A 26,149-nucleotide genomic window follows, 5' to 3' on the forward strand; every position below is an offset into this window, starting at 1 on the left:
TTTAAGCGTTTAACCTGTATCTTTTACCGGGCAAACTTATTAAAACACCATTCATTTCTAAATTGAGCAGGGTAAAGGCTACTTTACTTTGCGATAGGTTTAATGAAAACTGAATCTCATCTATACCCATTTGATCATTTTCCATAATCAGCGCTACTATTTTTTGTTCGTCCGCAGTTAGGTTAAGAGGCATCTTCAATTGATTATTGGCTACTGTTTTCTTATCTACCTCAAACCATCCCATAATATATTCTATATCTTCTGGTCTGGTTAAAACACTTGCCCTATTGGTTTTAATCAGAAAATTACATCCTTCGGAAAACTCATCATCTACTCTTCCAGGTACCGCAAATACATCTTTATTATAGGTATTTGCTATTTCAGCGGTAATTAATGCTCCGCCTGTTCTGGTTGCTTCTACCACAATTACAGCATCAGCCATACCTGCTATTATTCTATTTCGCTTTGGAAAATTTGCTCTTTCCGGATTAGATGCAGATGGGAATTCTGTCAACAAACCTCCCTGTTCTAGCATTTTTTCTGCAGTTTTCCTGTGCAGTGCAGGATAAATTCTATCTAAACCATGCCCTAAAATACCTATTGTAGGTAATCCATGAGCTAAAGCCGCTTTATGCGACGCAATATCTATCCCGTAAGCCAATCCACTTACCACCAGCATATCGTGAGATTTCAATCCTTCAATTAGTGTATCACAAAACTGTATACCATAAGGGGTTGCATTTCTGGTTCCTACTACGGCAAGCACTTTTTTCTTATTTAGGTCTGCATTCCCTTTATAATATAACATAAATGGGGCATCGTCACAATTTAACAAACGTTTTGGATAGTCTTTATGACCTATAAATAAGGGTTGTATTTTATAGCGTTCGATAAATTTAAGCTCTTCTTCTGCTCTATCAAAAGCTTGATGATCTAGTATTGACCGGGCTGTTTTTTCTCCAATTCCCGGAATTTTCATCAGGGAGTGTTTATTGGCTTTAAAAATCTCTTCTGCACTACCAAAATGGGACAGAAGTGATCGGATGGTCACATCTCCTATACCCTTTATAAAAGTCAGGGCTATTTCGTACAGCATCATATTGGTTTATAATTGGTTGCATTATCTTATGAAGCTATTGCGCCGGAATGTAAACTACATACTTGGTTTCGAAAAACTCTTGCTCAAAATAATCTTTTAATGGATAAAGAGCTATGTTTTTCAAATTTGACTGTTTAAGTTCTTCTTCTAAATCTCCTCCTTTCAAATACAGCACCCCGTTTTTAAGACTGGATATAGAATCCTTCTTAAATTTACCTCGTATCCACGGATAGAAATCTTTCAGTTGTGTAACTGCTCTGGAAACTATAAAATCAAACTTTTCGTTTACTTGCTCGGCTCGGCTATGCGTAGCTTTTAAATTTTTAAGTCCAATAGCTTTAGCTATCTCATTAACTACTTTTATCTTTTTCCCTATGGAATCTACCAGATGAAATTGCGTTTGAGGATATAATATAGCCAAAGGTATTCCCGGAAATCCCCCTCCGGTACCTACATCCATAATATGCTGACCTGGCTTAAATGTGCACACTTTTGCAATACCCAGTGAATGTAAGATATGACGCTCGTAAAGCAAATCAATATCTTTTCTACTGATTACATTAATCTGCGAATTCCAGAGGTCGTATAAACTAAAAAGCTGATCAAACTGTTGTTTTTGTTCAGCTGTTAAATCTGGAAAATATCTATAGATTATTTCAGAGGTCACTTCCAATTTTCTTTCTTTTATTTAATATGTTAGATAATAAATCCCGGGCTCTAAACAATTGTGCTTTTACAGTCCCTAAGGGCAGCATCAGGTGTTCTGATATCTCTTCATAAGACAGTTCATCAAAATACCTTAAAACTACCAACGTACGGTACCTGTCTGGCAACCTACTTACTATATCCTTTAATTGTTCTGCCTGTTGCTTTCTTATGGAGGATTCTTCGGGATTAAGATCTTCACTTTTTATATGAAATACCTGATCTTCCCCTTCATCTGTTCCTACATTGTCAATAGACGTTGTTACTATTCTCTTTTTTCGTATAAAATCTATACTACTATTAGTCGCTATTCTAAAAAGCCAAGTACTAAACGCAAAATCTGGTTTATATTTTTCCAAATTCTCAAATGCCTTGGCAAATGTTGACACTGTTAAATCCATGGCATCATCCTTATTGTTAACCATTTTCAGCACCATAAAATAGATGGAGTCTTTATATCTATGCATTAATTCTGCATAGGCTTTCTGACTACCCTCTCTTGCGCTAAGCACTAAATGATAATCATTCTTGGCATTTTCCGAAAAATTTGGATTTATTTCCATACTTGTTTCTTCCTAAAAAGTCTCCTCACACTAATTATCACTAAAAATAAATAATACAAAGGATCAATAAAAAGCAACCACCAAATCAAATCTTTGTACCGTAAAATAATAAATGATTTATAAAAAACGAAACTTTGGATTAAAAACCTTAAAACAAAAGCGGCCAATACATAAGGCCAATAATGAGTTAACAATGCACCTAACAAAACAAAGGCATAAAAGCCTATAGAAGATAGAGCTTGTAAGGTTAATTGTAATTTATGTGATTTCTTATAAGCTTTTCCCGCCCCAAAATGTCTTAATTTTTGCATCCAATAAGCTTTCCACGTAGTTTTAGCTTCGGTCCATACATTTGATTCTGGTCTGATCTCTATTGCCGTATTATATTCGTTTGCATTCTGGTTAACAAACAAATCATCATCTCCTGATTGGATATGCATATGAGAGGCAAATCCCTTCCCCCTAAAAAATAACGATTTTTTATAGGAAAGATTTCGTCCTACCCCCATATACGGCATACCTTTAATAGCAAAGGAAAAATAGTTTAATGCTGTCTGAAATGTTTCGTACCTGATTAAAAGGTTTAAAAGTCCTTTGGATCTCTTATAAGGCGAGTATCCTAAAACTATTTCTGTATTGGTATCCTCATAATTAGAGCAAATTGTTGCCAGCCACTGGTTTGTTTCGGGTTTACAATCTGCATCGGTAAAAACCAATACTTCATTAGAGGAGGCCTTTATCCCAAGGGTTACTGCAAATTTCTTTCCTGTCTTAAATAAAGGATGTTCATCTTTAGTTACTATCTTCAAATTGTTATATTCTGCTTTAAAAGCTCTCAAAATTTCGTCTGAAGTATCAGAAGAACAATCATTCACCACTACAACTTCAAAATCTATTCCTTTTTGTTCAAAAATAAACGGAAGGTTTTCTTTTAAATTAGCTGCCTCGTTACGGGCACATATAATCACCGAAGCTTTAAAATTAGGATTGATTGTCTTTTCTTTCGGGTGATATACCGCCAATTTTCTTTGTACTCCTAATAAATAATAGAGCTGAAGACAGAAAAAAACCAGTAAGAATATAAGTATAACGTATTCTATATAAGCTTCCAATTAAGTAATGTTTAAGAGTGCAAATTTCATAAATTATACAAGAAAACAAATTATGTAGCAGTAATAATAGATATTTTCGGCTTTTTAGTTGTATTTTATTTATTATATCGTAAATATTCATTCTAAAACAGGCGCTTGTTACTCTCTTCATTAGGCTTTCACCAAAATTAAGTATGTAATCTATATCTACTTATTTACAGGTTAAAACCATAATTCTGCACTAAATTTTACTATTTTTGCCATCTTTAGAATTAACTGAATGAAATTTAAGCTAGCTGCGCAGGATAAATTGTCAAAGGCCCGGGCGGGAGAAATAGCAACCGACCACGGAACTATACAAACCCCTATATTTATGCCGGTTGGCACTGCCGGAACTGTAAAATCTGTTCACCAGAGAGAGCTCCGCGATGACATCAAGGCTCAGATTATCTTAGGCAATACTTACCATTTATACTTAAGACCAGGTTTAGATGTTATTGAAAAAGCTGGTGGATTACATAAATTTAACGGTTGGGAACGTCCAATATTAACGGACAGTGGCGGGTATCAGGTATATTCTCTTACCGAAGTACGTAAAATTAAAGAAGAAGGTGTAACCTTCAGATCACACATTGATGGCTCTAAACATTTGTTTACCCCAGAAAATGTGATGGATACCCAGAGAACTATAGGAGCCGATATTATTATGGCTTTTGATGAATGTACACCTTATCCCTGCGATTATAATTACGCTAGAAAGTCGCTGGACATGACCCATCGCTGGCTAAAAAGATGTATTGACAGGTTTGATAATACTGAATCTAAATATGGCTACTCACAAACTTTATTCCCCATCGTACAAGGCTCTGTCTATAAAGATCTTCGCAAGAAATCGGCAGAGTTTATTGCAGAACAAAACCGGGAGGGGAATGCTATTGGAGGACTTTCTGTAGGCGAGCCGGCAGAGGAAATGTATGCCATGACGGAGGTTGTTTGCGATATATTACCCTACGAAAAACCAAGATATTTAATGGGGGTAGGTACTCCTATCAATATTTTAGAAAATATTGCTTTGGGAATTGACATGTTTGATTGCGTTATGCCTACCAGGAATGCAAGAAATGGAATGTTATTTACCAGAAATGGAATTATCAATATTAAAAACGAAAAGTGGAAAGACGACTTCTCGCCCATAGATCCTGATAGTGACCTTTATTCTGATTTAGTGTATTCTAAAGCCTATTTAAGACACCTTATTCATTCTAAAGAAATTTTAGGTGCACAAATTGCTTCTTTACACAACTTACATTTTTATCTTTGGTTAGTAAAAGAAGCCAGAGAGAAAATTATATCAGGCGAGTTTTACGAATGGAAAAACAAAATGGTTAAAGTGTTAGGACAAAGGCTTTAATGAAATTTCTAAACAGATACATCAAGTTAATAGACTGGTACATCATCAAAAAATACCTGGGCACATTTATATTTACAATGGCCCTTTTTACGGTTATTTCGGTTGTTTTTGATATATCTGAGAAGCTGGATGACTTTTTAAAAAGCAAGGCTACGTTTAATCAAGTAGTGTTCCAATACTACGCTGGCTTTGTACCGTTTTATCTCAACTTTTTAAATCCACTGATCAACTTCATATCTGTTATTTTCTTTACGGCTAAAATGGCCGACCAAACAGAGATTGTTCCTATTTTAACCAGTGGAGCAAGTTTCAACAGATTCCTAAGGCCTTATTTTATTGCCTCTACGGTTATTTTCGTATTCAATATTGCTTTTAACTTGTTTATTATACCTGAAACCAATAGGTTAATGATCAACTTTGAGAATACCTATACTAAGATAAAAGACACCTCCAGAAGCAATGTACATTTACAACTAGACTCTAATACTTATATATATATGGAGTCCTTTGATAATATACGCAAATCTGGCTACAAATTCTCTCTGGAATTATTTGACAAAAAAGATCTAAAGGAAAAACTAATGGCAGACCGTATCTCCTGGGATTCTGTAAGCCACAAATGGAAAATAGAGAATTATACTGTAAGGTATGTGGATGGACTTAAGGAACGCATGGAAAATGGTATCAGCAAAGATACTACACTTGACATGAAGCCGATAGATTTTGATATCAGAGACAATATTTACTCGGCTATGAATTACTGGGAGCTGAATGAGAAGATTGAAAAGGAGAAAATAAGAGGATCTGGGGTCATGGTGAACCTTGAATTAGAGAAATACAAACGCTGGACCTACCCTTTTTCCACCTATATTTTAACACTTATTGGCGTAGCGCTTTCTTCCAGAAAAGTAAGAGGGGGCGTAGGGCTTCCATTAGGACTCGGAATCTTATTAAGTTTCACCTATATCCTATTTATACAATTTGCTAACGTTTTTGCACTTAAGGGCGGATTACCTCCTATCATAGCCGTATTAATCCCGAACACTTTATTTGCTTGCCTAGGTATCTATTTAGTAATTAAAGCTCCTAAATAGAAATTCTATTAAATCCAGAGCCGTTTAACTAAGGAATGAAGTAGCACAACTTACGTTTGTGCGATAAATTCTAACAAAATAATTACCGGAACAACATACAATTCTATGTTATTCCGGTAGTTCCATCTCATATAAGTTTCAGATATTTACATTTTCTTATACACACATGAAGCTAAAGATAAGCAACGTACTCATCCTGCATTTCACAGTACTGATATGGGGATTCACAGGAATTTTAGGTGCATTAATCTCTATTAACGAAGTACATTTAGTATGGTACAGAGTAGGCATTGCAGCTATTACACTCTACCTATATTTTAAAATTAAAGGGGTAAATTTCAGAATTCCTAAAGATGAATTTATCAGAATATTTATCACTGGCGGAATAGTAGGACTACACTGGATCTTATTTTTTGGCTCTATTAAGGCTTCTACCGTATCCGTAGGAATTGTATGTCTTTCTTCCCTTACTTTATTTACAGCGCTTCTGGAGCCTTTATTTAAAGCCAAATCCATCTCTTTCCTTGAAATCTGCATAGGAATGCTGATTATTTTAGGTGTTTACATGATTTTTAAATTTGAAACACAGTATAAAATTGGAATTTTAATGGGTATTTCAAGTGCTTTTTGCGCCAGTATTTTCTCTATTATTAACTCTAAATTAATCAAAAAAAACAGCGCAACCGTCATTACATTCTACGAAATGTCTGGCGCTTTCTTTTGGATTTCGTTATACCTTCTTCTTAGCGGAGGATTCAACAGCGGACTAAAACTTAACACTAAGGACTTTGCCTACTTAATGCTCTTAAGCACAGTATGCACTTCTTTTGCATATGTATTGGGCGTAGGAGTAATGAAAGAACTTACCGCTTTTAGAGTAGCATTGGTCACCAACCTGGAACCTATTTACGGGATTGTTCTCGCACTTATTATCTTCGGAAAAACAGAACAAATGACATCTGGTTTTTATACAGGAGCAAGTATTATTTTAGGAACTGTTTTTATGTATCCTATCATAAAAAGCAAAATTGAAAAACGTAAATTAAGCAAAAGAACACCTCTATATTAAGCACTAAATCATCAGATAAAACGCACTATATATTCCTAAAAAAAGTCTCCTACACAGAGACTTTTTTACTATCCTATTAATTAATAGCTATAGGATATCAAACCAATACACTCATTCTTACAAGACTTCAAAAAAGCTCTTAACCAACCCTCGCAAAATTATCTCAGCTCATCAAACCCCTCTACTTTAACTCCTCTTTTTTTCAATTAAAAAGACACCTTTACCATCATCTTATTTTCTCTTAAAAACCATCTTCATATATTCTTTAAAAAATATAACACTCAGTCAAATCCTCCACCTCTCGACCCCTTTAAAAACTTAAAACAAACCTAAAACCAGAACAATTGAACAAGTACTAAAACTTCTCCTCCTTTATCCATACTGCCCCGCCCCCTCAACTCAAAACAAGTAAAGAGAACACAGGTATCCCCTAGACAAGAACAACCTTTTCATATTCTTAAATTTAAAAACAAAAAATACACTAACTAAAACACATAAAGCATAATTATAACAATATAAAACAAAATACAATACACTATCAAAATTTAAAAAGACTTAAAAAAACAACATTTTAAAATATCAGAATTCTACTCTAAAAAACGTTCAAAGAACAAAAAAAATTACCGTTTTTTATTTCTTTAAAACCGTGTTCATTCATTAATTTTTTAAATAAGCTCAACCAAACGACCATCACATTAACGAAACAATCAGAATTTAAAAGCAAGGATTCATTAAAAGTTAGTGTACAAAAAACATTTATTATTCATCCAATAATCCAAAACAGAATTAAAATCTAAAACCTCATAAAAACACATCAAAAACAACAACAAACAAAATAAAAATGAAAAATATATTAAATAATAAATATTTATAAATCAATTTTTTATATATTTGAATATGAATAAAAAATTCAACTAAAACAAAGAACAGAAAGATATAAAAACTAAAAATATTAGTAAAAATATATAATGCAGTTAAAAAATAATTATAAATCACTTATAATCAGATTAAAATTATATTCAACATTAACTATAGCTTCACATACTGCTTACGGTCAATTTTTTGACGGTGGGCAAAACCCTCCTAGTGTAAAATTCAATCAAATAAACACTCCCCACTTCCAAATCATCTTTCCGAGCGAGGAAGAAAAAAAAGCACAAATTGTAGCCAATACACTGGAACATGTAATTAACCAGGTAAGCTACTCGCTAAACCACTCCCCTCGCCCAATCAGTATTATCCTGCAAAGCAAAACAGTAGAAGCAAATGGCTTTGTACAAACCGCACCAAGAAGATCAGAATTATACACTATCCCATCACAAGAATTTGATTTTCAAGATTGGCTTAAGAGTTTAATTATACACGAACTAAGACATGTCGTTCAGTTCGACAAAGTAATCCCTCACTTAGAGGCTCCACTTTTCGAAGAACTAAAATTGGCCCTTTTCGGCATAAACCTTCCACCATGGTTTTTCGAAGGAGATGCTGTTATCACCGAAACCTTGCTAACGCAAGCAGGCCGCGGCAGACAACCTTCATTTGATCTTAACCTAAGAGCCAACCTGCTTTCGGGACGCAACTATTCTTATTCTAAAAACTACTTAGGCTCTTACAAAAACTTCACCCCGGATTATTATACATTGGGCTACTTCATGACTAGCAAACTGAGAAAAGATTTCGGATCAGAAATTCTGGACCAAAGTTTAAACAGGATTGCAAAGTTTCCTTTAAGACCTTACAACTTCAGTTCTTCTATTAAAAAATTCGGAGGTTATGGAACGCATCAATTATATAAAAAAACCACTATGGAAATTGACTCTTTTTGGCAAGATCAGTTATCAAAAACGGAACATAGAAACTATACTCCTATCAATAACATCTCTTCAAAAAAACCATCAAATTATCTATTACCTATTCAAACTGAAAATGGAGATATTTTATGCCTCAAAACAGCTCTATCTACCCCTACTCAAATCATAACTATAAACAATCACAAAGAAAAAAAAATAGTCAGCATTGGCCCGCAACTAGAAAGCCATTTCCACTATGCCAACCAGATGCTAACCTGGGATGAGTTCCGCTATGACAAAAGATACTCCAAACAAAACTTTAGTGAGGTATGTATCTATGATTTTTACACTAAGACCAAAAAAACATTAACCAAAAACACGCGAAGTTTTTCTCCTTCATTATCTCCGGATGGAAAAAAGATCGTTTTTGTAGCTGTAGATAAAAACGGAAGTTTTAACCTTAAAGAAATAGACAGCCGTACCGGAAATACGATTTCTGTTTTACCTAATGAAGAAGGTTACACCCTACAAACTCCGCGGTATAGGGAAGATGGAGAAAAAATTGTGGTAACTGCTGTGAACAATATGGGTAAAACTTTTTTGGTTTATGATGTTCACACCAAAAAACACCAAAAAATTTTTAAAGAAGAAAGACAGTTACTAGCCCGACCTGTTTTCTGGAACAATGGTATTTTATATAAAGCACATTACGATGGCATAGAGAATATTTTCTATTTTGACTTCAATACTCAACAAAGAAAAAAAATAACTTATGCTTCTTTTGGAGGTTACAATGCTAACCTAACCACTAATAAAGACGAGATTTTATTTAACGACTACCAAGCTGATGGCTTCAACATCTCCACAAGCAAAATAACACCTTCAGAAGCAACGTTCGAAACAAAAACCACTAAAGATACACACCCCTATCTAAACTCGCTTAAAACACAGGAAAACTCTCACGACGTATTAAGTCATATTCCAGAAGTAAATTACCCTGTAAAAAAATACAGAGACCTTACCCATTTGTTTTACTTTCACAGTTTAAGACCTGTTTTCGAAGATGACAACCAAAGCAGAATCGGTTTCAATATGGTTTCTGACAACAAATTGAATACACTCTCTACAACTATTGGCTATGCTTACAATACCAGCTTAAACTCAAATGAATTTGATGCCCAGCTTAACTACAAAAAATATTACCCTATATTTTCATTCGGTGTCAGCAATAAAGAAAATATCTCTTATGCCAAAGGAGGTAACCAAACAAACCCTATATGGATTCCTTTTTATTGGAGGGAAAACAAAACAAGTCTTCAAATCGAAATTCCATTTCAAAAAAACTGGAATAATAAATTCATAAAAACCAGTTATGTGGTCAATACCAGTTATTCTACCCGTTCTAATCCATCCATTGCCCTACAAAACTTTAAACAAAATTTTGTTTTTCCAATGCAATACCAATGGTATGGTTCCTTCTCAACACTCAGGTCACAAAGAGATCTTGCACCTAGATACGCCGCTAGTTTTGCCGTAAACTACCAACACTATCCTTTTGACAAGAAAGTAAACGGAGAGTTCTTTTACCTGAAAACTGCTGGCTTCTTACCAGGTTTACTGGAAAATCACAGCTTACAGGTTCGGTATAATTATCAGCACTCATCCGGTAGTTTCGCTTATAATGCCAATATCCCCAGAGCAAGAGGCTATACTCATTTATTACCCATAGGCAAGCTAAATAATACGCTATTATTGGATTACAAGCTTCCTCTAGCCTATCCTGATTGGGAAATTGGCCCCTTAGCTTATGTTAAAAGGTTAAGAGGAGGAGCTTTTACTGATTTTGAAAATTTGGAGCAGGCGGGTAATTTTAAGAGTTTTGGTCTCACATTTGGAATGGACATGAATCTTCTTCGTTATTATTTGCCTAATTTTGCATTAGATAGTAAATTTATCATTCCGGCTCAGGGAAATAATTCTCAAAAGCCAATAGTAGAGATAGGATTGACTTTTAATTATTAACAAGAACAAACAATCTTTAGGCAAACAGAGTTTTGCTAAACAAAAACATAGAGATATGAAATTCAAAACCTTTTTTATTATAGCCGTAACTGCCATAATAACCATTATCCTGATGCAGAATCAGGACGAAGTGCTCTTCAAAGTGTTATGGAAAGAAATGTATGTTTCTAAATTGATCATGATGCTGACCTTAACTTTTGCAGGTTTCCTGATTGGGTTGATTATAGGCAGACCAAAAAAGAACATCGATAACGATACCGCAACAGAAGATACTAATTCTGGACAAATAACAGAAAACAAACCTACTTTAAGCGACGAAGACAAAGATTATATTAACTAATTTTTATTGAAATGGACTTTTATTGATTTTATAGATAAATTTACCAAATCTAAATAACCACTACAGCTTAGAAAATGCTTAAAGAAGAACGTCAAAATCATATCATCAAGCAGATTAATCTTCATAACAAGGTGCTATCTTCTGATTTGAGCATTCAATTGAATGTTTCCGAAGACACCATCAGAAGAGATCTTAATGAACTTGCGGAAGCCGGAAAAATACTAAAAGTACATGGTGGAGCATTATCTAAATCTTTCCAATACCCATTTCAGGAAAACAACACTTACGCTAAAGATTCAAAAAAGGAGATTTCCAGAAAAACACTAAACCTGGTTCAAAATGATATGGTTTTATTAGTTAGCGGAGGAACAACTATGATTGAATTAGCCAGAATGTTTCCAGATAATCTTTCATGCACCATATTTACCATTAGCCCATTGGTTGCTCTGGAATTAGCAGAGAAGCAAAAAGTAAACGTAATTTTATTAGGTGGACAGCTTTCTAAAAGTGCTCATATTAATACCGGCTCTTTAACCATTAGCCAATTGGCTGATATAAAAGTTGATTTATGTATACAGGGTGCTAACAGCATTTCTATTGATGATGGCCTTACAGATTCTGACTGGGAAGTTGTGCAAGCCAAAAAAGCTATGCTTCGTTCTGCTCAAAAAACAGCAATTGTTTGTATTGCCGAAAAACTGAATTCTGCACAAAAACTAAAAGTATGCGATTTAAACGCTCTTGATTATTTAATTACTGATTTAAATCCTACAGACAGACTTTTAGCGAGATATACTGAAAAAATTAAGGTTATTTAGTCACGTATCTTCTATTCCTCAAAAGCATTAACTACAAAACATCAGTCTCTCTAACCAGGTTTTATATAGAAAGATTGATGTTTCATCCTAAAAACATTTTTTAGTTAATTTTAAAAGCTCTTCTAAATACATATACAGAACTTTTATACTTTCCTTTATGGAATTCTCCTAAAACCTGCATCATATCATTAAACTGAAATAAAAAACAAAAAGCTTCATATTATGAAACAATACCTAAAAGCATTCATCGCCCTATCCCTGGTATCCTTTACAGCTATGGGACAGGAAGAAGGTAAAATTAAAGCCACTTCCACTATCCAGGAAGTTACTGTCTTTTTAAGCGGTGCGCAAGTTACCCGCAACGCTGCATCGATAGAAATCCCTAAAGGCGTAAACTATATCGTATTTAATGGTGTGTCACCAGATATTGACGAAAAAAGTATTCAGGTTAAAGGAGCTGGTAATTTCACCATATTGTCCGTATCCAGACAGTTGAATTTTTTAAAAAACAAAGAAACCGGTTCTCCTGACAAAGCTTTCCAGGAAAAAATGGACGAATATCAGGAGAAACTCACGGCTCTTAACAACGAACTGGAGGTTTCTAAAGCCGAAGAACAAATGATACTGAAGAATCAAACGGTTATGAATGGTAACACCAGTTTTGATGTGCTAAAACTTAAACAGGCTTTAGATTTTCAGAACGAAAGGTTAAAGGCTAATAAAGCTAAACAAACTTCCTTAAACCATAACATCAAAAAGTTAAATGATGAAATGGCTCTTGCTAAACGACAGTTTATAGAGAATAACGGCATCACCAACACAACAAGTACAGATATTGCCGTTAAGGTTTCTTCAAACAGCATCACCAAAGGAAGCTTTTCCATCAGCTATCTGGTAAAAAATGCAGGCTGGTACCCATTTTATGATTTAAGAGCTAAAAACGTCACCTCTAAGGTAAACCTGGTTTACAAAGCCAATGTTTCTCAAAACTCAGGCGAAGACTGGAAAAATGTAAAACTGACTTTATCTACAGGCAATCCAAATGTGGACAACCAAATCCCAAGCCTTCGGAAATATGAGTTAGGATATGTAAATCAAGGTTATGGTTTTAATTTTCAAAACAATACCATAAGTACCGTTTCCGGAAAAATAACCGATAACGAAGGCCAGCCTTTAGCAGGAGTTTCCATCCGGGTAAAAAACAGTTCTTTAGGCACTTCTACAGATGGATCTGGAAATTACAATCTGCAATTACCTAACAGTAATTCTTCTAACAGATTAGTGGTATCTTATATCGGGTTCGACACCAGAGAAGTAATTGTGAGCAGAGAAACACACAATATTGTATTGCAACCTACCCAAATGGCTTTAAACGAAACTGTGGTAGTAGGTTACGGCAAAGCGAAGGCCGAAACTGCATTAAGTGGAAGATTAGCCGGAGTCAGTACACTTAACACAACTACTAAAGCCGCTCCTCCTGTAAATACCATTGAGGTAGAAACCGTAGAACAGCCCACCAACATTTCCTTTAACATTGTAAACAGCTACACTATTTTAAGCGATGGAAAAAATTCGGCTGTAGATATTGCCAGCTACGATGTCGCTAGTGATTACGAGTATTACGCTGTACCCAAACTTAATAACAATGTATATTTAATGGCTAATTTAAGCGATTTGAAAGACTTAAATCTGATTACAGGAGAAGCCAGCATATTTTACGATGGCACTTATCTGGGGAAAACATTAATAAACACTTCTAATACATCAGACACCTTAAATATTTCTTTGGGAATAGACAAAAACATCGTCATCACCAGAGAAAAAGAAAAGAATTTTAAGGAAACCCAATTCCTGGGTAGCAATAAAAAAGAAACCAGAAGTTTTATCATCAATATCAGGAATAATAAAAACGTACCGATAAATCTGCTTGTTGAAGATCATTTGCCTATAGCAACCAATAATGATATTACGGTTGAAAGACAGGATATATCTAATGCAAAGTATGATGAAAACAATGGTAAATTATTATGGAAGCTTAATCTTAAACCTCAAACAGAAGAGAAATTAAAGATTAAATACAATGTTAGGTCTCCACGTAACAGCATTATTAATCTGGAATAAATAACCAACCGGGATTGTTGTCAATCGTTGTCCGTTCATCGTTATACGATAAGCGGACAACGATGAACAACAAACTAGAATTTCCCGAATTCAAAATATTTTAAACATCCAACTTTCTAACGTCTTCAGCATCCAAAACCACCGAAGGTGCTTCTATTATACTTTCCAATTGTTGTACAGAAGTGGCGCTTACTATAGGGGCAGCAACACTTGGTCTTTGTAACAGCCATGCTAAAGCAATGGTGGCTGGTTGAGTTTGATGCTTTTTTGCTGTTTCATCCAAAATAGCAAAACCACGATTATTAAAATACTTAACCCAGCATCACTTTTTTAAACAGACAACGTTTCCATATTTTTTCATGAACAATACTATTTTATTTCGTATACATTTTGCAATACAAAAATAAACTCTTAAACTAGCACTGCCACTCAACACTCTTATAATCAAGCAAAAGAAACGCCATTCCATCCTTCGTTCATCTTTCGTTAGAAGCTCCCTTGGAGATGCTTTAAAGAAGCTTTAAAGTTTAATGTGAAAAACTTACAAATAACTGGTCTTACTTTTTGGGTCTTTACTTATTGAAAAGAATTTAAATTTAACAAATTACATTATTTTGATCTACCTAAAAACAAGCACTGCATGGAGTGGCTAATCATTATTATTTATTTTTTTGCGATTTATTTATTTTTATTACCTTAGACTTAGCATAAACCTTATAAGCCTAATGGAAATCTCGTTAACCACAGATGACAATGAGCTATTAAAAAACTTACAGCAGGGAGATAAAAAGGCTTTCCATATCCTCTATCAAAAACATTATAGAGTACTTTATCTGCATGTTTATCAAAAATTGAGAGATCGGGAAACTGCCAAAGATATCGTACATGATTTATTTGCTAATATCTGGCAAAAAAAAGAAACATTAAAAATTAATGGCAAGCTGTCTTCATACTTGTATGCAAGTACGCGTAACAGAATTTTAGATCATATTTCTAAAGAACAATCTAAATCTCATTACTTAGATTCTTTTGTTGTACACATGAAAGCAGAGCGATCTGACACAGATTACATGCTTAGGGAAAAAATGCTTAAAGAACAAATTGAAAAAGTATTGAGCAGTCTTTCTCCCCGAGTGAGAGAAGTTTTTGAGCTCAGCCGGGTGCATTATCTTAGCCATAAAGAAATTTCAAAAAAACTTAATTTATCTGAACAAAGCGTCCGCAGCTATATTAAAGACTCTTTAAAAGTATTACGCATGCGATTAAGTGCTTTTCCTTGGATATTGCTTTTATCCGCTATCAACTTTTTTAATTTCTTATCAAAGTAAATATCTATTTCACGTTTCCTTATTATTTAAGAGACTCTACTTGTATACCCCCTAATCTTCTTCTATAGAATATACAATTCTGTCAAAAACTTAAGGACATTTCAATTTTTATAACTACCCAATATATCAATCCCGATTTCTTATTGATCTTTTATAAAGGAAAATATTTTTTCTATTTACCCCCCATGGTTGATAGTTGTCCGTCATATACATACAACAAGACCAATTACAATGGAAAACCATCATTTCAGAGCAAAAGCTCTTTTAAAAAAATATTTGGAAGGAGAATGTAATGAACAGGAAAAAGCCCTGATTGAGGAGTGGTATTTAGCGATACAGGACAACAATTATCTGTTAAAAGATGAAGAAATCATAACAGACTTATCTGTATTAGAACAAAGATTATCTAATATACCACAACGAAAATCCCTTCATATAAAACGCATTGCTACGGTAGCAGCGGTTATACTAATATTTTTAACGATAGGTATATTATGGAATAGAATAGCTACAAACAATATAAATACTGATATAACTATTATAAATCACGACATTTTACCAGGAGGTGATAGAGCTACCCTTTCACTGGAGGGAGAAGAAGATATTTCTTTGAGTAGTTTACAAAAAGGTCTGGTTACCACAGATACTTCTATCATATATCCAGATGGCACTACGGTTAGACAAATAGAAGATATTAAAATGGCTACATTATCTACACCTGTAGCCGGTCAATATCAAATCACACTACCTGACGGCACCAAGGCCTGGCTGAATGCTTTATCTTCCATCCGCTACCCTACTTCATTTAGAGACAAAGAACGTAGAGTTAGTATCACTGGTGAAGTTTATTTTGAAGTAGCCAAAGACCCTAAACATCCTTTTATACTTCATACAAAAGACCAGGAGATTGAAGTACTGGGAACAAGCTTTAATGTTAACACCTATAAAGACAATGGACAAATACTAACCACACTAACGGAAGGTAGTCTTCGGGTAACCGATAACAAATTCCACAATAAAGTAGTTTTAAAGCCAGGCCAGCAATCTATTGTTACGGACTCAGAAGTTATAGTTGTTAAACAAGTTGATACAGAAGAAATATCATCATGGAAAGATGGCTTATATATCATTAGCAATGAACCATTACTTCAGTACACCAAAAAAATTGAGCGTTGGTATGATGTAAAAATAGATATTCAACAACAGGGTAATAAGCACTTATCTGCTATTATCCCCCGTGATGCCAAGCTTTCTGAAGTATTACAGGCTATCACACTAAAAACAGGTGTAAAATTTAAAATAGAAGGAAGGAGGGTTACGGCAATGTAGTAAAGTAAATAGCCTGTTATTTGGTAGAAAAGGACTATCGAGGAGGTCGAGCTCCCCGACAGTTTGTACCGAGTAACTTTTTTCGAACAAAATATTCGAGTATTAAACAAAAGTTATAAACCCCGCAAGGCAAACTTAAGAATTATACTACAAAATACCAATCTACTTAGATAGGGTCATTGTATATTTTTCTCTGGAATGCATTTGCTTATCAGCAAAGAAATGAACATAAGTAACCTTAAATATGATAGCAAATATTTGAATTTTTCACAAGCTTATTTGATCATGAAATTGACCGTAACTCTATTATTTATCTCCATTATGGTCTCCTTTGGCAATATTCATGCACAACGTATTAGCATTGATCAACATAATGTGCAGCTAAAGAAGATACTAATGGAAATTAGTAAACAGTCCGGCTATACCTTCATATATGACGAGAAGGATTTAACGGACATACGGTCTATCTCTATCCAAATGAAAGACAAAACGGTAGCAGAAGCATTGGATGTTCTGTTCGAAGGGCAGCCATTACAATATCAGGTAAGAGGTAAATCAATAGCCATTACATACAAAGCACTATTACCATCTCAAAACTTAAAACAACCCTTAAAGTCAGAACAGGGAAACCTAATTAGGGGGCGTGTTACTGACGAAAAAGGAGAGCCGCTTGCCGGTGTCGCAGTCTTAATAAAAGGTACCACTATAGGGACAAATACCGATCAGGATGGCTCATACACCATCGTCTCTCCTACCCCTGGTAATATATTGATATTTCGTCTAGTAGGACATATAACCCAGGAGGTATCCATAGAAGAAAAGACAGATATTTCGATTGTACTGAAAGTGATGGAAAGTCGTTTAGACGAAATAGTAGTCATTGGCTATGGTACTCAAAAGAAAAGTGTAGTAACGGCAGCCATTTCACGTGTATCTGCTGATGACATCAAAAACACCGCTCCTGTGCGGGTTGACAACGTATTAAAAGGACTTGCATCCGGTATCATTGTAACACAATCTTCTGGACAACCAGGTGAAGGTTCTAAAGTCAGAATCCGGGGTATTGGGACAATTAATAATAGTGACCCTTTATATATCATAGATGGAATGCCGATAGAGGGCGGGATAGACTATCTGAATCCCAGCGATATAAGCTCGATTGAAGTACTTAAGGATGCTGCTTCGGGAGCTGTTTATGGGGCAAGAGCTGCTAACGGCGTGATTTTGGTTACCACTAAAAATGGAACTGTTGGAAAAACACAGGTTAACTATAACTTTTCAATGGGATATCAAAACCCCTGGAAAAAAAGAGATGTACTGAATGCCACAGAGTATGCCATTATTATGAATGAAGGCCTACTAAACTCCGGACAAAATATTCGTTATCCCGATCCTTATTCCTATGGTAATGGTACAGATTGGCAAGATTTAGTATTTAACAAAAATGCACCGGTTTCAAATCATCAGCTAAGCGTTAGTGGAGCCAATGAAAAAGTAAACTATTTTATTTCTGCCGGTTATTTTGATCAGGAAGGTATTGTTGGAGGAAACTGGGATAGGTCTAACTACAATAGAATGACTCTTCGTTCTAATACATTATTTTATTTATTAGACAACAAAGAACGTAATTACCTGAATAAATTCACTTTGGGAGTGAATGTGTCCTACGCCCGTACTAAATCAATCGGAATTGCTACCAATTCAGAATATGGTTCACCACTAGGCAGTGCAATTGTGTTTTCTCCCCTTTTAGGTGCTTATGAGGAAAATCCGGACGCTGCCTTGGCCCAACACCCATACGCTGTAAAAGACCCCAAGACAGGTCAGGTTTACACTATTGCAGGTTCCGATTATAATGAAATAACCAATCCTTTAGCACAACTAGCACTACCAGGAGAAAAAGGAAATTCAGATAAATTTATTTCTAATTTCTGGGCAGAATTAGGTCTATGGGATAATCTAAAAATCAAATCATCCTTTGGTACAGATTTGGCATTTTGGGGAAATGATGGATGGACTCCTAAGTATTATCTAGGGCAGTCCAGATATGCCGATCACTCCAGCGTATGGTCTAGTATGAACCGTTCAATTGTATGGCAATTAGAAAATGTATTGTCCTACGAAAAAAGCTTTTTAGACAAACACAATATTCAAGTGCTTATAGGTCAATCAGCCAAAAAGACAACAGGTCGTAATATTGGTGGAGCAAATCGCGATTTAATTGAAGAAAATGGAAACAAAGCTAATATCAATTTTGCAACAGGTACCGCTGCCAATGGAGATCAAAGTGTATATGGCGGAGCTTTTAATCCTCACACATTAGCTTCTTTATTTTCGAGAATTAGCTACAACTTTAATGAACGTTATATATTTCAGGCCACTATACGTAGGGATGGCTCTTCTAATTTCGGCACCAACAACCGATATGCTATTTTCCCTTCACTATCTGCCGGCTGGAACATAACAAATGAACAGTTTATGGATGAACGGCCTGATTGGTTATCTTTTCTAAAACTAAGAACATCCTGGGGTAAAAATGGTAACGAAAGTATAGGAGCTTTTAGATACATAGCCTTAACCTCTTCTGGAAACAACTATCCTTTTGGTAAAGGTGACGGGGTATTATATACAGGCACAAAACCCAGCGGCCTAGCAAACCCTGACCTAAAATGGGAAGAATCTGTGCAAACAGACGTAGGATTAGACTTTGGTTTTTTCCACAATGCATTAAACTTTACCGTAGATTATTTTTATAAAAAAACCAATGGTATGTTAATGACTATGTCTATTCCTTCATATGTTGGCGAAGCAAAGCCCATAGGTAATGTGGGTGAAATGGATAATAAGGGAGTAGAGTTTGAAACAACCTATCGATTTAATACTGGAAAATGGGGTTTTAGATTAGGCGCCAATGCTTCCTACATCAAGAATAAGATGCTGAGGCTAGGAAATGAAGAAGGTTTTTCAAATTATGACTATTATCAGAATGTGGGGACAATCAGTCGGGCAGAAAACGGATATCCTTTTCCATACTTTTACGGTTATCAGGCTAACGGAATTTTCCAGAATTGGGATGAGATAAATAACTATGTCAATAAAGAAGGAAAAGTAATACAACCTAAAGCAGTACCAGGTGATGTTAGGTTTATTGATATTAACGGAGATGGCAAAATTTCGGACGATGATCGTACCATTATTGGTAATGGAAATCCAGACTGGACATTTGGATTTAACACCAATATTACGTGGAAAGGTTTTGACCTCAGCTTTATGCTTCAAGGAACTATAGGCAACGACATTTATGATGCCACCCGTAGAACCGATATATCTTATATTAACCTTCCTAGTTATATGCTTAATAGATGGACTGGCGAAGGAACATCTAACACAATCCCTCGGTTTTCCTTTACAGATGAAAATGGAAACTGGCTTTCATCAAGCCTATTTGTTAAAGACGGCTCTTATATGAGACTCAAGAATTTAGTTTTAGGATATAGCCTTCCCAATCATTTAACCCGTAAATACTTCGTTTCAAACCTTAGAATATTCGCCTCTGCAGAAAATCTGTTAACGCTCACCAAATATGAAGGTTTAGACCCTGAAATTTCTTCAGGTGGAACTTCTCTTGGTATAGACAGAGGTATATATCCGCAAGCAAGAACCTATTCTTTTGGTTTAAACATATCCTTTTAAACAAATAAAAACGGAAAAACATGAAACGACTATTTTATATAACCATAGCAATTTGTGCTGTTCTTATACCCAGCTCTTGCTCTAAAGATTTTCTTAACCTTGAGTCGCCAGACAAACTGTACGTAGGCGAATACTACACTACCGAAAGCAGAATTTTTGAAGCTCTGGTAGCCGCTTATGATCCCCTACAATGGTTCGACTATGGATGGGGACAATATACACATCTGGGATTGGTTTCAGATGTAATGGCCGATGATGTATATGTTGGAGGTTCAGATGCCAATGACTGTATCTATCTTCACAGGATGTCTAATTACGAAGCTCTTCCTACATCAGTAGTTAGTGATTTATGGACGGCTTTCTATTCAGGTATAAACCGCTCTAATATTGTCTTGCAATATATGGATAACGTACAAAATATCCCCGAAAAATCAAAAGCGTTATACCTTGCAGAAGCCAAGGTACTAAGATCTTTTTATTATACATGGCTTTGGAAGCTATGGGGGAATATCCCTTATTATGAGGCTAATTTAACATATCCCTACATCAAAGATCAAAATACAGCTGATGAAGTATATCAAGGCATTGTGACTACCTTGGAAGATGCTATTAGCACCGGAGGATTACCTATGAAAGTGCCCAGCGGACAAGAAGGACGTGTATCCTTAGCCATGGCTTATATGCTGTATGCGGAAGTTGTCATGTACAAGAATGACGAGAGCCGATTCAATAAAGCTCTTCAGTATATGGAACTGATCATCAAATCTGAGCAATACGATTTGATGGATGATTTTTCAAAAATATGGGAAGAAGACGGTGAATGGTCGCAAGAATCTATTTTCGAAATCAACTATTTCAGTCGCAATGGTACTCGTTCCTGGAACAATCCATTGTCTTCAGGCGGATCTGTTTATCCAAAGCTCATTGGCCTTTATAATTTATCAGGCAGTCCCGAATATGATGGAGGATGGGGATTTGAACCCGTAAAGGCCAGCACTTATGAGCTATATGAGGCCAAAGACGAACGACGTGATGGAGGTATCCTTAATTTTGCCACTTATAGTGCTCAAACAGGCGCTAAATATGAACCAAGATATCAGGATCAAGGCTATTTTTTAAGAAAGTATATGGCCCGAAAAAATGGAAATGCTAACCATTCAGCTGATGGTGACCTCAATTACAACAATAACTTTCGGGTTTACCGATACGCAGAAACACTGTTAAATGCAGCAGAACTATTAGCGCGTGGTGCCTCCGGATTGGGAAGTCCACAAACCTATCTCGAAAAAGTACGTAAGAGAGCTAATCTTGATAATATTTCTCCTTCTGTCGAAAACATCATTAAGGAACGGAGACTGGAATTTATTGGAGAAGGCAAACGTTATTGGGACCTTGTTCGCTCGGGCTACGCCCCTAATTACTTAAAACCCGATGGTTTGTATAGGACAAACACATGGACAGTGGCAAAAAAGTATCTTCCCATACCACAATCAGAAATTGATGCGGCAGCAGGTACATTAACACAAAATAATTACTAACCTTAAACAGTGTAAAAACATGAAAAGGATATATAACTATTTAGGGGGGCTATTGATTGTACTCGTAACTTTGGTAGCGTGTAAAAAAAATATCCTTCACCCTTCTGAAGGAGGAATTCCTTTAGCTACAGATATCGATATCAGTATCAATGTTGACCAGGATATTAACCAGGTAACTTTTACCATGAATAACAAAGGTGTCTATCCGGTATGGATTTTTGAAGGACAAGGCAAAAATGCCTATTCTACAATTAACAAGTTCACCAAGATTTATAATACAGCGGGAACTTATACAGTAGAAGTAAAAATAGGAAATGCAAATGGTATTAGCGATGGCTCTATAACCAAAACATTTACTATCAATAATTCATTAGTAGATTTTGACAAATACATCGGGCTATTAGCCGGTAACGAGAGCAAAAAATGGTCGATTGCCAGATTAGAAAAAGGCCATTTGGGCTGTGGACCATCAGGTACCGATGGACTTGAGTGGTGGAGTGCTGTACCAAACGATAAGGCCGACTGGGGATTATATGATGATATACTGACGTTTACAAACGACATGAAGTACACCTACAATCCGGGCGAAGGCGGAACAGTTTATGTAAATACAGGCAGTACCTTGTTTAGTGAACATAACCCTCATAATGAAGTTGACTTTATGGCTCCTGTTCCTGAACAAACGACCTCATACAATTTTATTGGTGAAGGCGAAGATGTCTTTCTGACTTTTCCCGCACAGACCCTATTTCCCTACATCGCCAACGATGAAAGCTATAATGCACCAAAGTATAAGGTGGTGGGTATTTCACCGAATAAGATCGAGTTAGTATCCGACAACGGAACTATTGCATGGCATTATATTCTGTCGGCCGAAGGAGAAACTAAAATTGGGGGTTATGATCCTGACAACAACTGTAACCTGTGGAAAACAGCAGACTTTACAAACGAATTTTATTATGCACCTGGATGGAATGAGATTGCTGATCCGGACTTTACTGCTAACGGTAATTCTTATCATATAAAATTACCTGAAGCAACATTTGAAAGATGGCAGGCACAGGTAGCTTTCAAGACTAATATAAGTACTAATGCAGCTACAAATTATGACTTCTCTACAATCCTTTATTCATCCAAAGATATAAAGAACGTAACCGTCAAACTGGTAAAAAACGGTGGCGGAGAAAATGACAATATCTTCCTTTTTGAGGAACAGGTTGATTTGAAGGCTAACGAGACATACACTTTTATCAGAACCAATTTACCTGGTATAGATATAGATGTAGTAAAACTTGTACTTGATTTTGGAGGCAATCCGGCCGGAACAACTGTTGACGTAAGCCGCATTGTATTAAAAGAAAACAGCTGTAACGATGGTACTATCATTGAAGAACCCGAGGAAGACAACGTAAACTGGTTACCTGACTCGGACTGCAACAAATGGAAAACAGTGGCTTATACAAACTTTTTATACTACGCTCCAGGGCATACGCCAATAGCAAATCCTGTTATAGAGGCAAATGGTAACCAATATAAAGTTATCTTACCCACAGAAACGTATGGACAGTGGCAAGCACAAGTACACTTTAAAACCAGTAACATAAGCACCCAAAGTACCAAAACCTATGATTTCCGCTGCGTATTAAACTCAACAAAGAATCTCAATGGTGTAACTATTAAACTTACAAAAGTTGATGATGATAGTATATTCTTTTTTACTAAAAACACAAACCTGGAAGCATATAAAGACTATGTTTTTAAGATGCCGGCTATGCCTGGGTTAGATATAGAAAATATAAATCTGGTTTTTGACTTTGGTGGAAACCCTGCAAATACAGAGGTCACCATTCGCAATATTATTTTAAAAGAATCCACATGTAATCAATAAATTGCCCAACCTTAGCATGTGTAGTATAATCATTTTGCTACACATGCCAATAAATTATAAAAATCATGAATAAAATCAATTTGTTTATATTACTTATACTAGCACTTTACTCCACATCTTGCAGCAGTAAAAACAACGGAGTTGAAGCAAGTAGTAATATTTCCTGCTCACCTTCCCAAATCAATGTAGATTATAGTGAATCTACAACGACTATTGATGTTAAAGCTGACCGTGAGTGGATGATATATAGTAATGAAAACTGGATAAACTGCACCCCAAAGGGGTCCATTAATACCACAGAAACAGTAAGAGTAACCATTGCCGCAAACACCAACACGAGTACTCGTGAAGGATCCGTTATTGTTAAGGCAGGAAACACCAGGATAAGTATCCCCGTAACACAAAAGGGTAAACCAATTCCTAATGTAAATACACCCGAAGGATATACACTTGTTTGGAATGACGAATTTGACGAAGGTACTCGACCAAGTTCTGAGTGGTTTTACGAAACAGGAGGTAATGGCTGGGGGAATAATGAACTTCAAACATATGTTAGCGGCGACAAAGACGGCGATCAGTTAGCCGTAGTAAAAGATGGCATTCTGCGTATTACTGCAAAAAAGATAAATGGAACCGTTTACTCTATTCGCATGAACACCAATAAAAGCTGGACTTATGGCTATTTCGAAGCCCGGTTAAAGGTTCCAAAAGGAAAAGGAACCTGGCCTGCTTTCTGGATGATGCCGAAAAATTATACAGCCTGGCCTGATGATGGGGAAATAGACATCATGGAACACGTGGGGTACGATCCTAATCAAATCCATTCTTCTATTCATAGTAAAGCATATTATCATTCTATTGGGACACAAAAAACTGCACAAAAACTCATTCCAACTGCACAGGATGAGTTCCATGTTTATGCGGTGGAATGGACAGCGGATTTTATAAAAGGTTATGTGGATGGTGAAAACTATTTCACCTTTCAAAATGACAAAACAGGCAATAAAGACACCTGGCCATTTTATAATCCTTTTTATCTAAAACTAAACCTTGCCTGGGGGGGTAATTGGGGTGGTGCTATGGGAATAGATGAATCTGTACTACCGGCTAATTATGATATCGATTATGTAAGAGTATTTCAAAAAAGCAAATAATGATTAAAAAACAATAGTTATCTAAAAAACAACTCAGTATGTATCAGGAAGGAGAAAGTCTTATCAATATCTGTAATAAGACTTTCCTCCTTCTCGATTAAACACACTATAATTCTACATTTTCAACAAATTATCAACTACTAGATTTATCTAACCTTGCAATATCTTCCGCATCCAAAACCACCGAAGGTGCTTTTATTATACTTTCCAATTGTTGTACAGAAGTGGCGCTTACTATAGGGGCAGCAACACTTGGTCTTTGTAACAGCCATGCTAAAGCAATGGTGGCTGGTTGAGTTTGATGCTTTTTTGCTATTTCATCCAAAGCATCCAAAATAGCAAAACCACGATTATTAAAATACTTAGCCATCCCTCCGCCTCTTACACTTTTGACAAAATCTGATGCTGTTCTGTATTTTCCGGTCAAAAATCCAGATTCTAAAGAAAAATAAGTGATACTGCTAATATTATTTTCAACACATACAGGCATTAACTCCTTTTCATAAGTCTCCCGGGCATAAAGATTATAGTGAGGCTGAAAAGTCTGGTATTTAGGTAATCCGCTATCTGCTGCCAGCAAAGAAGCTTTCATTCTTTCCGCAGATAAATTAGAAGCGCCGATAGTTCTAATTTTCCCTTCTCTGATTAATTGTTCGTAGGCAGATAAAGTTTCCTCCACAGGTGTTTTATCGTCATCCCAATGTGTTTGATAAAGATCTATATAATCTGTTTTCAATCGTTTTAATGACTCTTCTACAGTTTTAAGAATGTAAGCTTTACTAATATCACGACCGTGACTTCTATTCTCTGAACCCACTTTTGTGGCTATAACCACTTTATCTCTATTTTTTCTGCTATGCAGCCAGTTTCCGATAATAGTTTCAGACTCCCCACCTGTATTACCATCTACCCAATAAGAATAAGTATCTGCCGTATCTATAAAATCAAAACCTGCGGCCACAAAAGCATCCAAAATCTCAAAGGACTTCTTTTCATCAATGGTCCAGCCAAAAACATTACCTCCAAATACTATTGGAGCCACTTTAATACCGGATTGTCCTAATTCTCTTTTTTCCATAACGAAGTAATTAAATTT

General features: G+C 35.7%; 19 protein-coding genes. 13 read left to right on the forward strand and 6 right to left on the reverse strand.

Features of this window, described 5'->3' with window-relative positions; all coding sequences use genetic code 11:
• Position 1: 1 nt before the first annotated feature.
• Genes dprA through ACFSAH_RS10420 form a run of 4 tightly spaced genes read right to left on the reverse strand, consistent with a single transcriptional unit; the run spans position 2 to position 3,479 of the window.
• Positions 2–1,099, reverse strand: coding sequence for a DNA-processing protein DprA (dprA, locus tag ACFSAH_RS10405; RefSeq protein WP_379662668.1), 1,098 nt, complete (start codon positions 1,097–1,099; stop codon positions 2–4).
• A 34-nt stretch (positions 1,100–1,133) separates the two neighbouring features.
• Positions 1,134–1,766: a 16S rRNA (guanine(527)-N(7))-methyltransferase RsmG gene (gene rsmG / locus ACFSAH_RS10410; RefSeq protein ID WP_379662729.1), complete on the reverse strand. Its 633-nt coding sequence runs from the start codon at positions 1,764–1,766 to the stop codon at positions 1,134–1,136.
• Entirely contained in the window at positions 1,756–2,367 is a 612-nt protein-coding gene (locus ACFSAH_RS10415) for an RNA polymerase sigma factor (RefSeq protein ID WP_379662669.1), read from the reverse strand. Before ACFSAH_RS10415 ends, rsmG begins: the two co-directional genes overlap by 11 nt.
• Positions 2,358–3,479 (reverse strand): glycosyltransferase, encoded by a 1,122-nt coding sequence (locus ACFSAH_RS10420; RefSeq protein ID WP_379662670.1) that lies wholly within the window; start codon positions 3,477–3,479, stop codon positions 2,358–2,360. The genes ACFSAH_RS10415 and ACFSAH_RS10420 overlap by 10 nt, the downstream gene beginning before the upstream one ends.
• 259 nt (positions 3,480–3,738) lie before the next feature.
• Between ACFSAH_RS10420 and tgt the strand changes: the two genes are divergently transcribed.
• The 7 genes from tgt (at position 3,739) to ACFSAH_RS10455 (ending at position 14,123) form a co-directional block, all read left to right on the forward strand.
• Positions 3,739–4,869, forward strand: a complete 1,131-nt coding sequence (gene tgt / locus ACFSAH_RS10425) for a tRNA guanosine(34) transglycosylase Tgt (RefSeq protein WP_379662671.1) — start codon at positions 3,739–3,741, stop codon at positions 4,867–4,869.
• Positions 4,869–5,963, forward strand: a complete 1,095-nt coding sequence (locus tag ACFSAH_RS10430) for an LptF/LptG family permease (RefSeq protein ID WP_379662672.1) — start codon at positions 4,869–4,871, stop codon at positions 5,961–5,963. Before tgt ends, ACFSAH_RS10430 begins: the two co-directional genes overlap by 1 nt.
• 166 nt (positions 5,964–6,129) lie before the next feature.
• Entirely contained in the window at positions 6,130–7,032 is a 903-nt protein-coding gene (locus ACFSAH_RS10435; protein WP_379662673.1) for a DMT family transporter, read from the forward strand.
• Between the two features lie 968 nt (positions 7,033–8,000).
• On the forward strand, positions 8,001–10,844 hold the full coding sequence (locus ACFSAH_RS10440; RefSeq protein WP_379662674.1) for a TolB family protein: 2,844 nt from the start codon (positions 8,001–8,003) through the stop codon (positions 10,842–10,844).
• 55 nt (positions 10,845–10,899) lie between these two features.
• Positions 10,900–11,184 (forward strand): hypothetical protein, encoded by a 285-nt coding sequence (locus tag ACFSAH_RS10445; protein WP_379662675.1) that lies wholly within the window; start codon positions 10,900–10,902, stop codon positions 11,182–11,184.
• A gap of 74 nt (positions 11,185–11,258) precedes the next feature.
• Positions 11,259–12,002, forward strand: coding sequence for a DeoR/GlpR family DNA-binding transcription regulator (locus ACFSAH_RS10450; protein ID WP_379662676.1), 744 nt, complete (start codon positions 11,259–11,261; stop codon positions 12,000–12,002).
• A gap of 222 nt (positions 12,003–12,224) precedes the next feature.
• Positions 12,225–14,123, forward strand: a complete 1,899-nt coding sequence (locus tag ACFSAH_RS10455; protein ID WP_379662677.1) for a DUF4139 domain-containing protein — start codon at positions 12,225–12,227, stop codon at positions 14,121–14,123.
• Between the two features lie 100 nt (positions 14,124–14,223).
• On the opposite strand, the gene ACFSAH_RS10460 is transcribed toward ACFSAH_RS10455, so the two are convergent.
• Positions 14,224–14,406: an aldo/keto reductase gene (locus ACFSAH_RS10460; protein ID WP_379662678.1), complete on the reverse strand. Its 183-nt coding sequence runs from the start codon at positions 14,404–14,406 to the stop codon at positions 14,224–14,226.
• Between the two features lie 442 nt (positions 14,407–14,848).
• Between ACFSAH_RS10460 and ACFSAH_RS10465 the strand changes: the two genes are divergently transcribed.
• From ACFSAH_RS10465 to ACFSAH_RS10490, 6 genes are all read left to right on the forward strand, one after another.
• The gene (locus tag ACFSAH_RS10465; RefSeq protein WP_379662679.1) at positions 14,849–15,451 is read left to right on the forward strand and encodes an RNA polymerase sigma factor; all 603 of its coding nucleotides are present in this window, start codon (positions 14,849–14,851) and stop codon (positions 15,449–15,451) included.
• 231 nt (positions 15,452–15,682) lie between these two features.
• Positions 15,683–16,780 carry a FecR family protein gene (locus tag ACFSAH_RS10470; RefSeq protein WP_379662680.1) on the forward strand — a complete coding sequence of 366 codons (1,098 nt, stop codon included), beginning with the start codon at positions 15,683–15,685 and terminating at the stop codon, positions 16,778–16,780.
• A 396-nt stretch (positions 16,781–17,176) separates the two neighbouring features.
• Positions 17,177–20,473, forward strand: coding sequence for a TonB-dependent receptor (locus ACFSAH_RS10475; RefSeq protein ID WP_379662681.1), 3,297 nt, complete (start codon positions 17,177–17,179; stop codon positions 20,471–20,473).
• A 20-nt stretch (positions 20,474–20,493) separates the two neighbouring features.
• Positions 20,494–22,011, forward strand: a complete 1,518-nt coding sequence (locus ACFSAH_RS10480; RefSeq protein WP_379662682.1) for a RagB/SusD family nutrient uptake outer membrane protein — start codon at positions 20,494–20,496, stop codon at positions 22,009–22,011.
• Between the two features lie 19 nt (positions 22,012–22,030).
• Positions 22,031–23,899 carry a hypothetical protein gene (locus tag ACFSAH_RS10485; protein WP_379662683.1) on the forward strand — a complete coding sequence of 623 codons (1,869 nt, stop codon included), beginning with the start codon at positions 22,031–22,033 and terminating at the stop codon, positions 23,897–23,899.
• 65 nt (positions 23,900–23,964) lie between these two features.
• On the forward strand, positions 23,965–25,053 hold the full coding sequence (locus tag ACFSAH_RS10490; RefSeq protein WP_379662684.1) for a family 16 glycosylhydrolase: 1,089 nt from the start codon (positions 23,965–23,967) through the stop codon (positions 25,051–25,053).
• 133 nt (positions 25,054–25,186) lie between these two features.
• Here the strand turns inward: ACFSAH_RS10490 and ACFSAH_RS10495 are convergent, their stop codons facing one another.
• Positions 25,187–26,131 carry an aldo/keto reductase gene (locus tag ACFSAH_RS10495; protein WP_379662685.1) on the reverse strand — a complete coding sequence of 315 codons (945 nt, stop codon included), beginning with the start codon at positions 26,129–26,131 and terminating at the stop codon, positions 25,187–25,189.
• Positions 26,132–26,149 lie beyond the last annotated feature (18 nt).

It is taken from the genome of Pseudopedobacter beijingensis, assembly GCF_042678145.1.
GTDB classification, from domain to species: domain Bacteria; phylum Bacteroidota; class Bacteroidia; order Sphingobacteriales; family Sphingobacteriaceae; genus Pseudopedobacter; species Pseudopedobacter beijingensis.

Excerpts from the sequence above, each read along its gene's own strand:
- ACFSAH_RS10465 (WP_379662679.1), top strand. The coding sequence starts at position 14,849 with ATGGAAATCTCGTTAACCACAGATGACAATGAGCTATTAAAAAACTTA.
- ACFSAH_RS10455 (WP_379662677.1), top strand. The coding sequence starts at position 12,225 with ATGAAACAATACCTAAAAGCATTCATCGCCCTATCCCTGGTATCCTTT.
- ACFSAH_RS10450 (WP_379662676.1), top strand. The coding sequence starts at position 11,259 with ATGCTTAAAGAAGAACGTCAAAATCATATCATCAAGCAGATTAATCTT.
- ACFSAH_RS10440 (WP_379662674.1), top strand. The coding sequence starts at position 8,001 with ATGCAGTTAAAAAATAATTATAAATCACTTATAATCAGATTAAAATTA.
- ACFSAH_RS10470 (WP_379662680.1), top strand. The coding sequence starts at position 15,683 with ATGGAAAACCATCATTTCAGAGCAAAAGCTCTTTTAAAAAAATATTTG.
- ACFSAH_RS10415 (WP_379662669.1), bottom strand. The coding sequence starts at position 2,367 with ATGGAAATAAATCCAAATTTTTCGGAAAATGCCAAGAATGATTATCAT.
- dprA (WP_379662668.1), bottom strand. The coding sequence starts at position 1,099 with ATGATGCTGTACGAAATAGCCCTGACTTTTATAAAGGGTATAGGAGAT.
- ACFSAH_RS10435 (WP_379662673.1), top strand. The coding sequence starts at position 6,130 with ATGAAGCTAAAGATAAGCAACGTACTCATCCTGCATTTCACAGTACTG.
- ACFSAH_RS10430 (WP_379662672.1), top strand. The coding sequence starts at position 4,869 with ATGAAATTTCTAAACAGATACATCAAGTTAATAGACTGGTACATCATC.
- ACFSAH_RS10490 (WP_379662684.1), top strand. The coding sequence starts at position 23,965 with ATGAATAAAATCAATTTGTTTATATTACTTATACTAGCACTTTACTCC.
- tgt (WP_379662671.1), top strand. The coding sequence starts at position 3,739 with ATGAAATTTAAGCTAGCTGCGCAGGATAAATTGTCAAAGGCCCGGGCG.
- ACFSAH_RS10495 (WP_379662685.1), bottom strand. The coding sequence starts at position 26,131 with ATGGAAAAAAGAGAATTAGGACAATCCGGTATTAAAGTGGCTCCAATA.
- ACFSAH_RS10480 (WP_379662682.1), top strand. The coding sequence starts at position 20,494 with ATGAAACGACTATTTTATATAACCATAGCAATTTGTGCTGTTCTTATA.
- ACFSAH_RS10485 (WP_379662683.1), top strand. The coding sequence starts at position 22,031 with ATGAAAAGGATATATAACTATTTAGGGGGGCTATTGATTGTACTCGTA.
- ACFSAH_RS10475 (WP_379662681.1), top strand. The coding sequence starts at position 17,177 with ATGGAAATTAGTAAACAGTCCGGCTATACCTTCATATATGACGAGAAG.
- ACFSAH_RS10445 (WP_379662675.1), top strand. The coding sequence starts at position 10,900 with ATGAAATTCAAAACCTTTTTTATTATAGCCGTAACTGCCATAATAACC.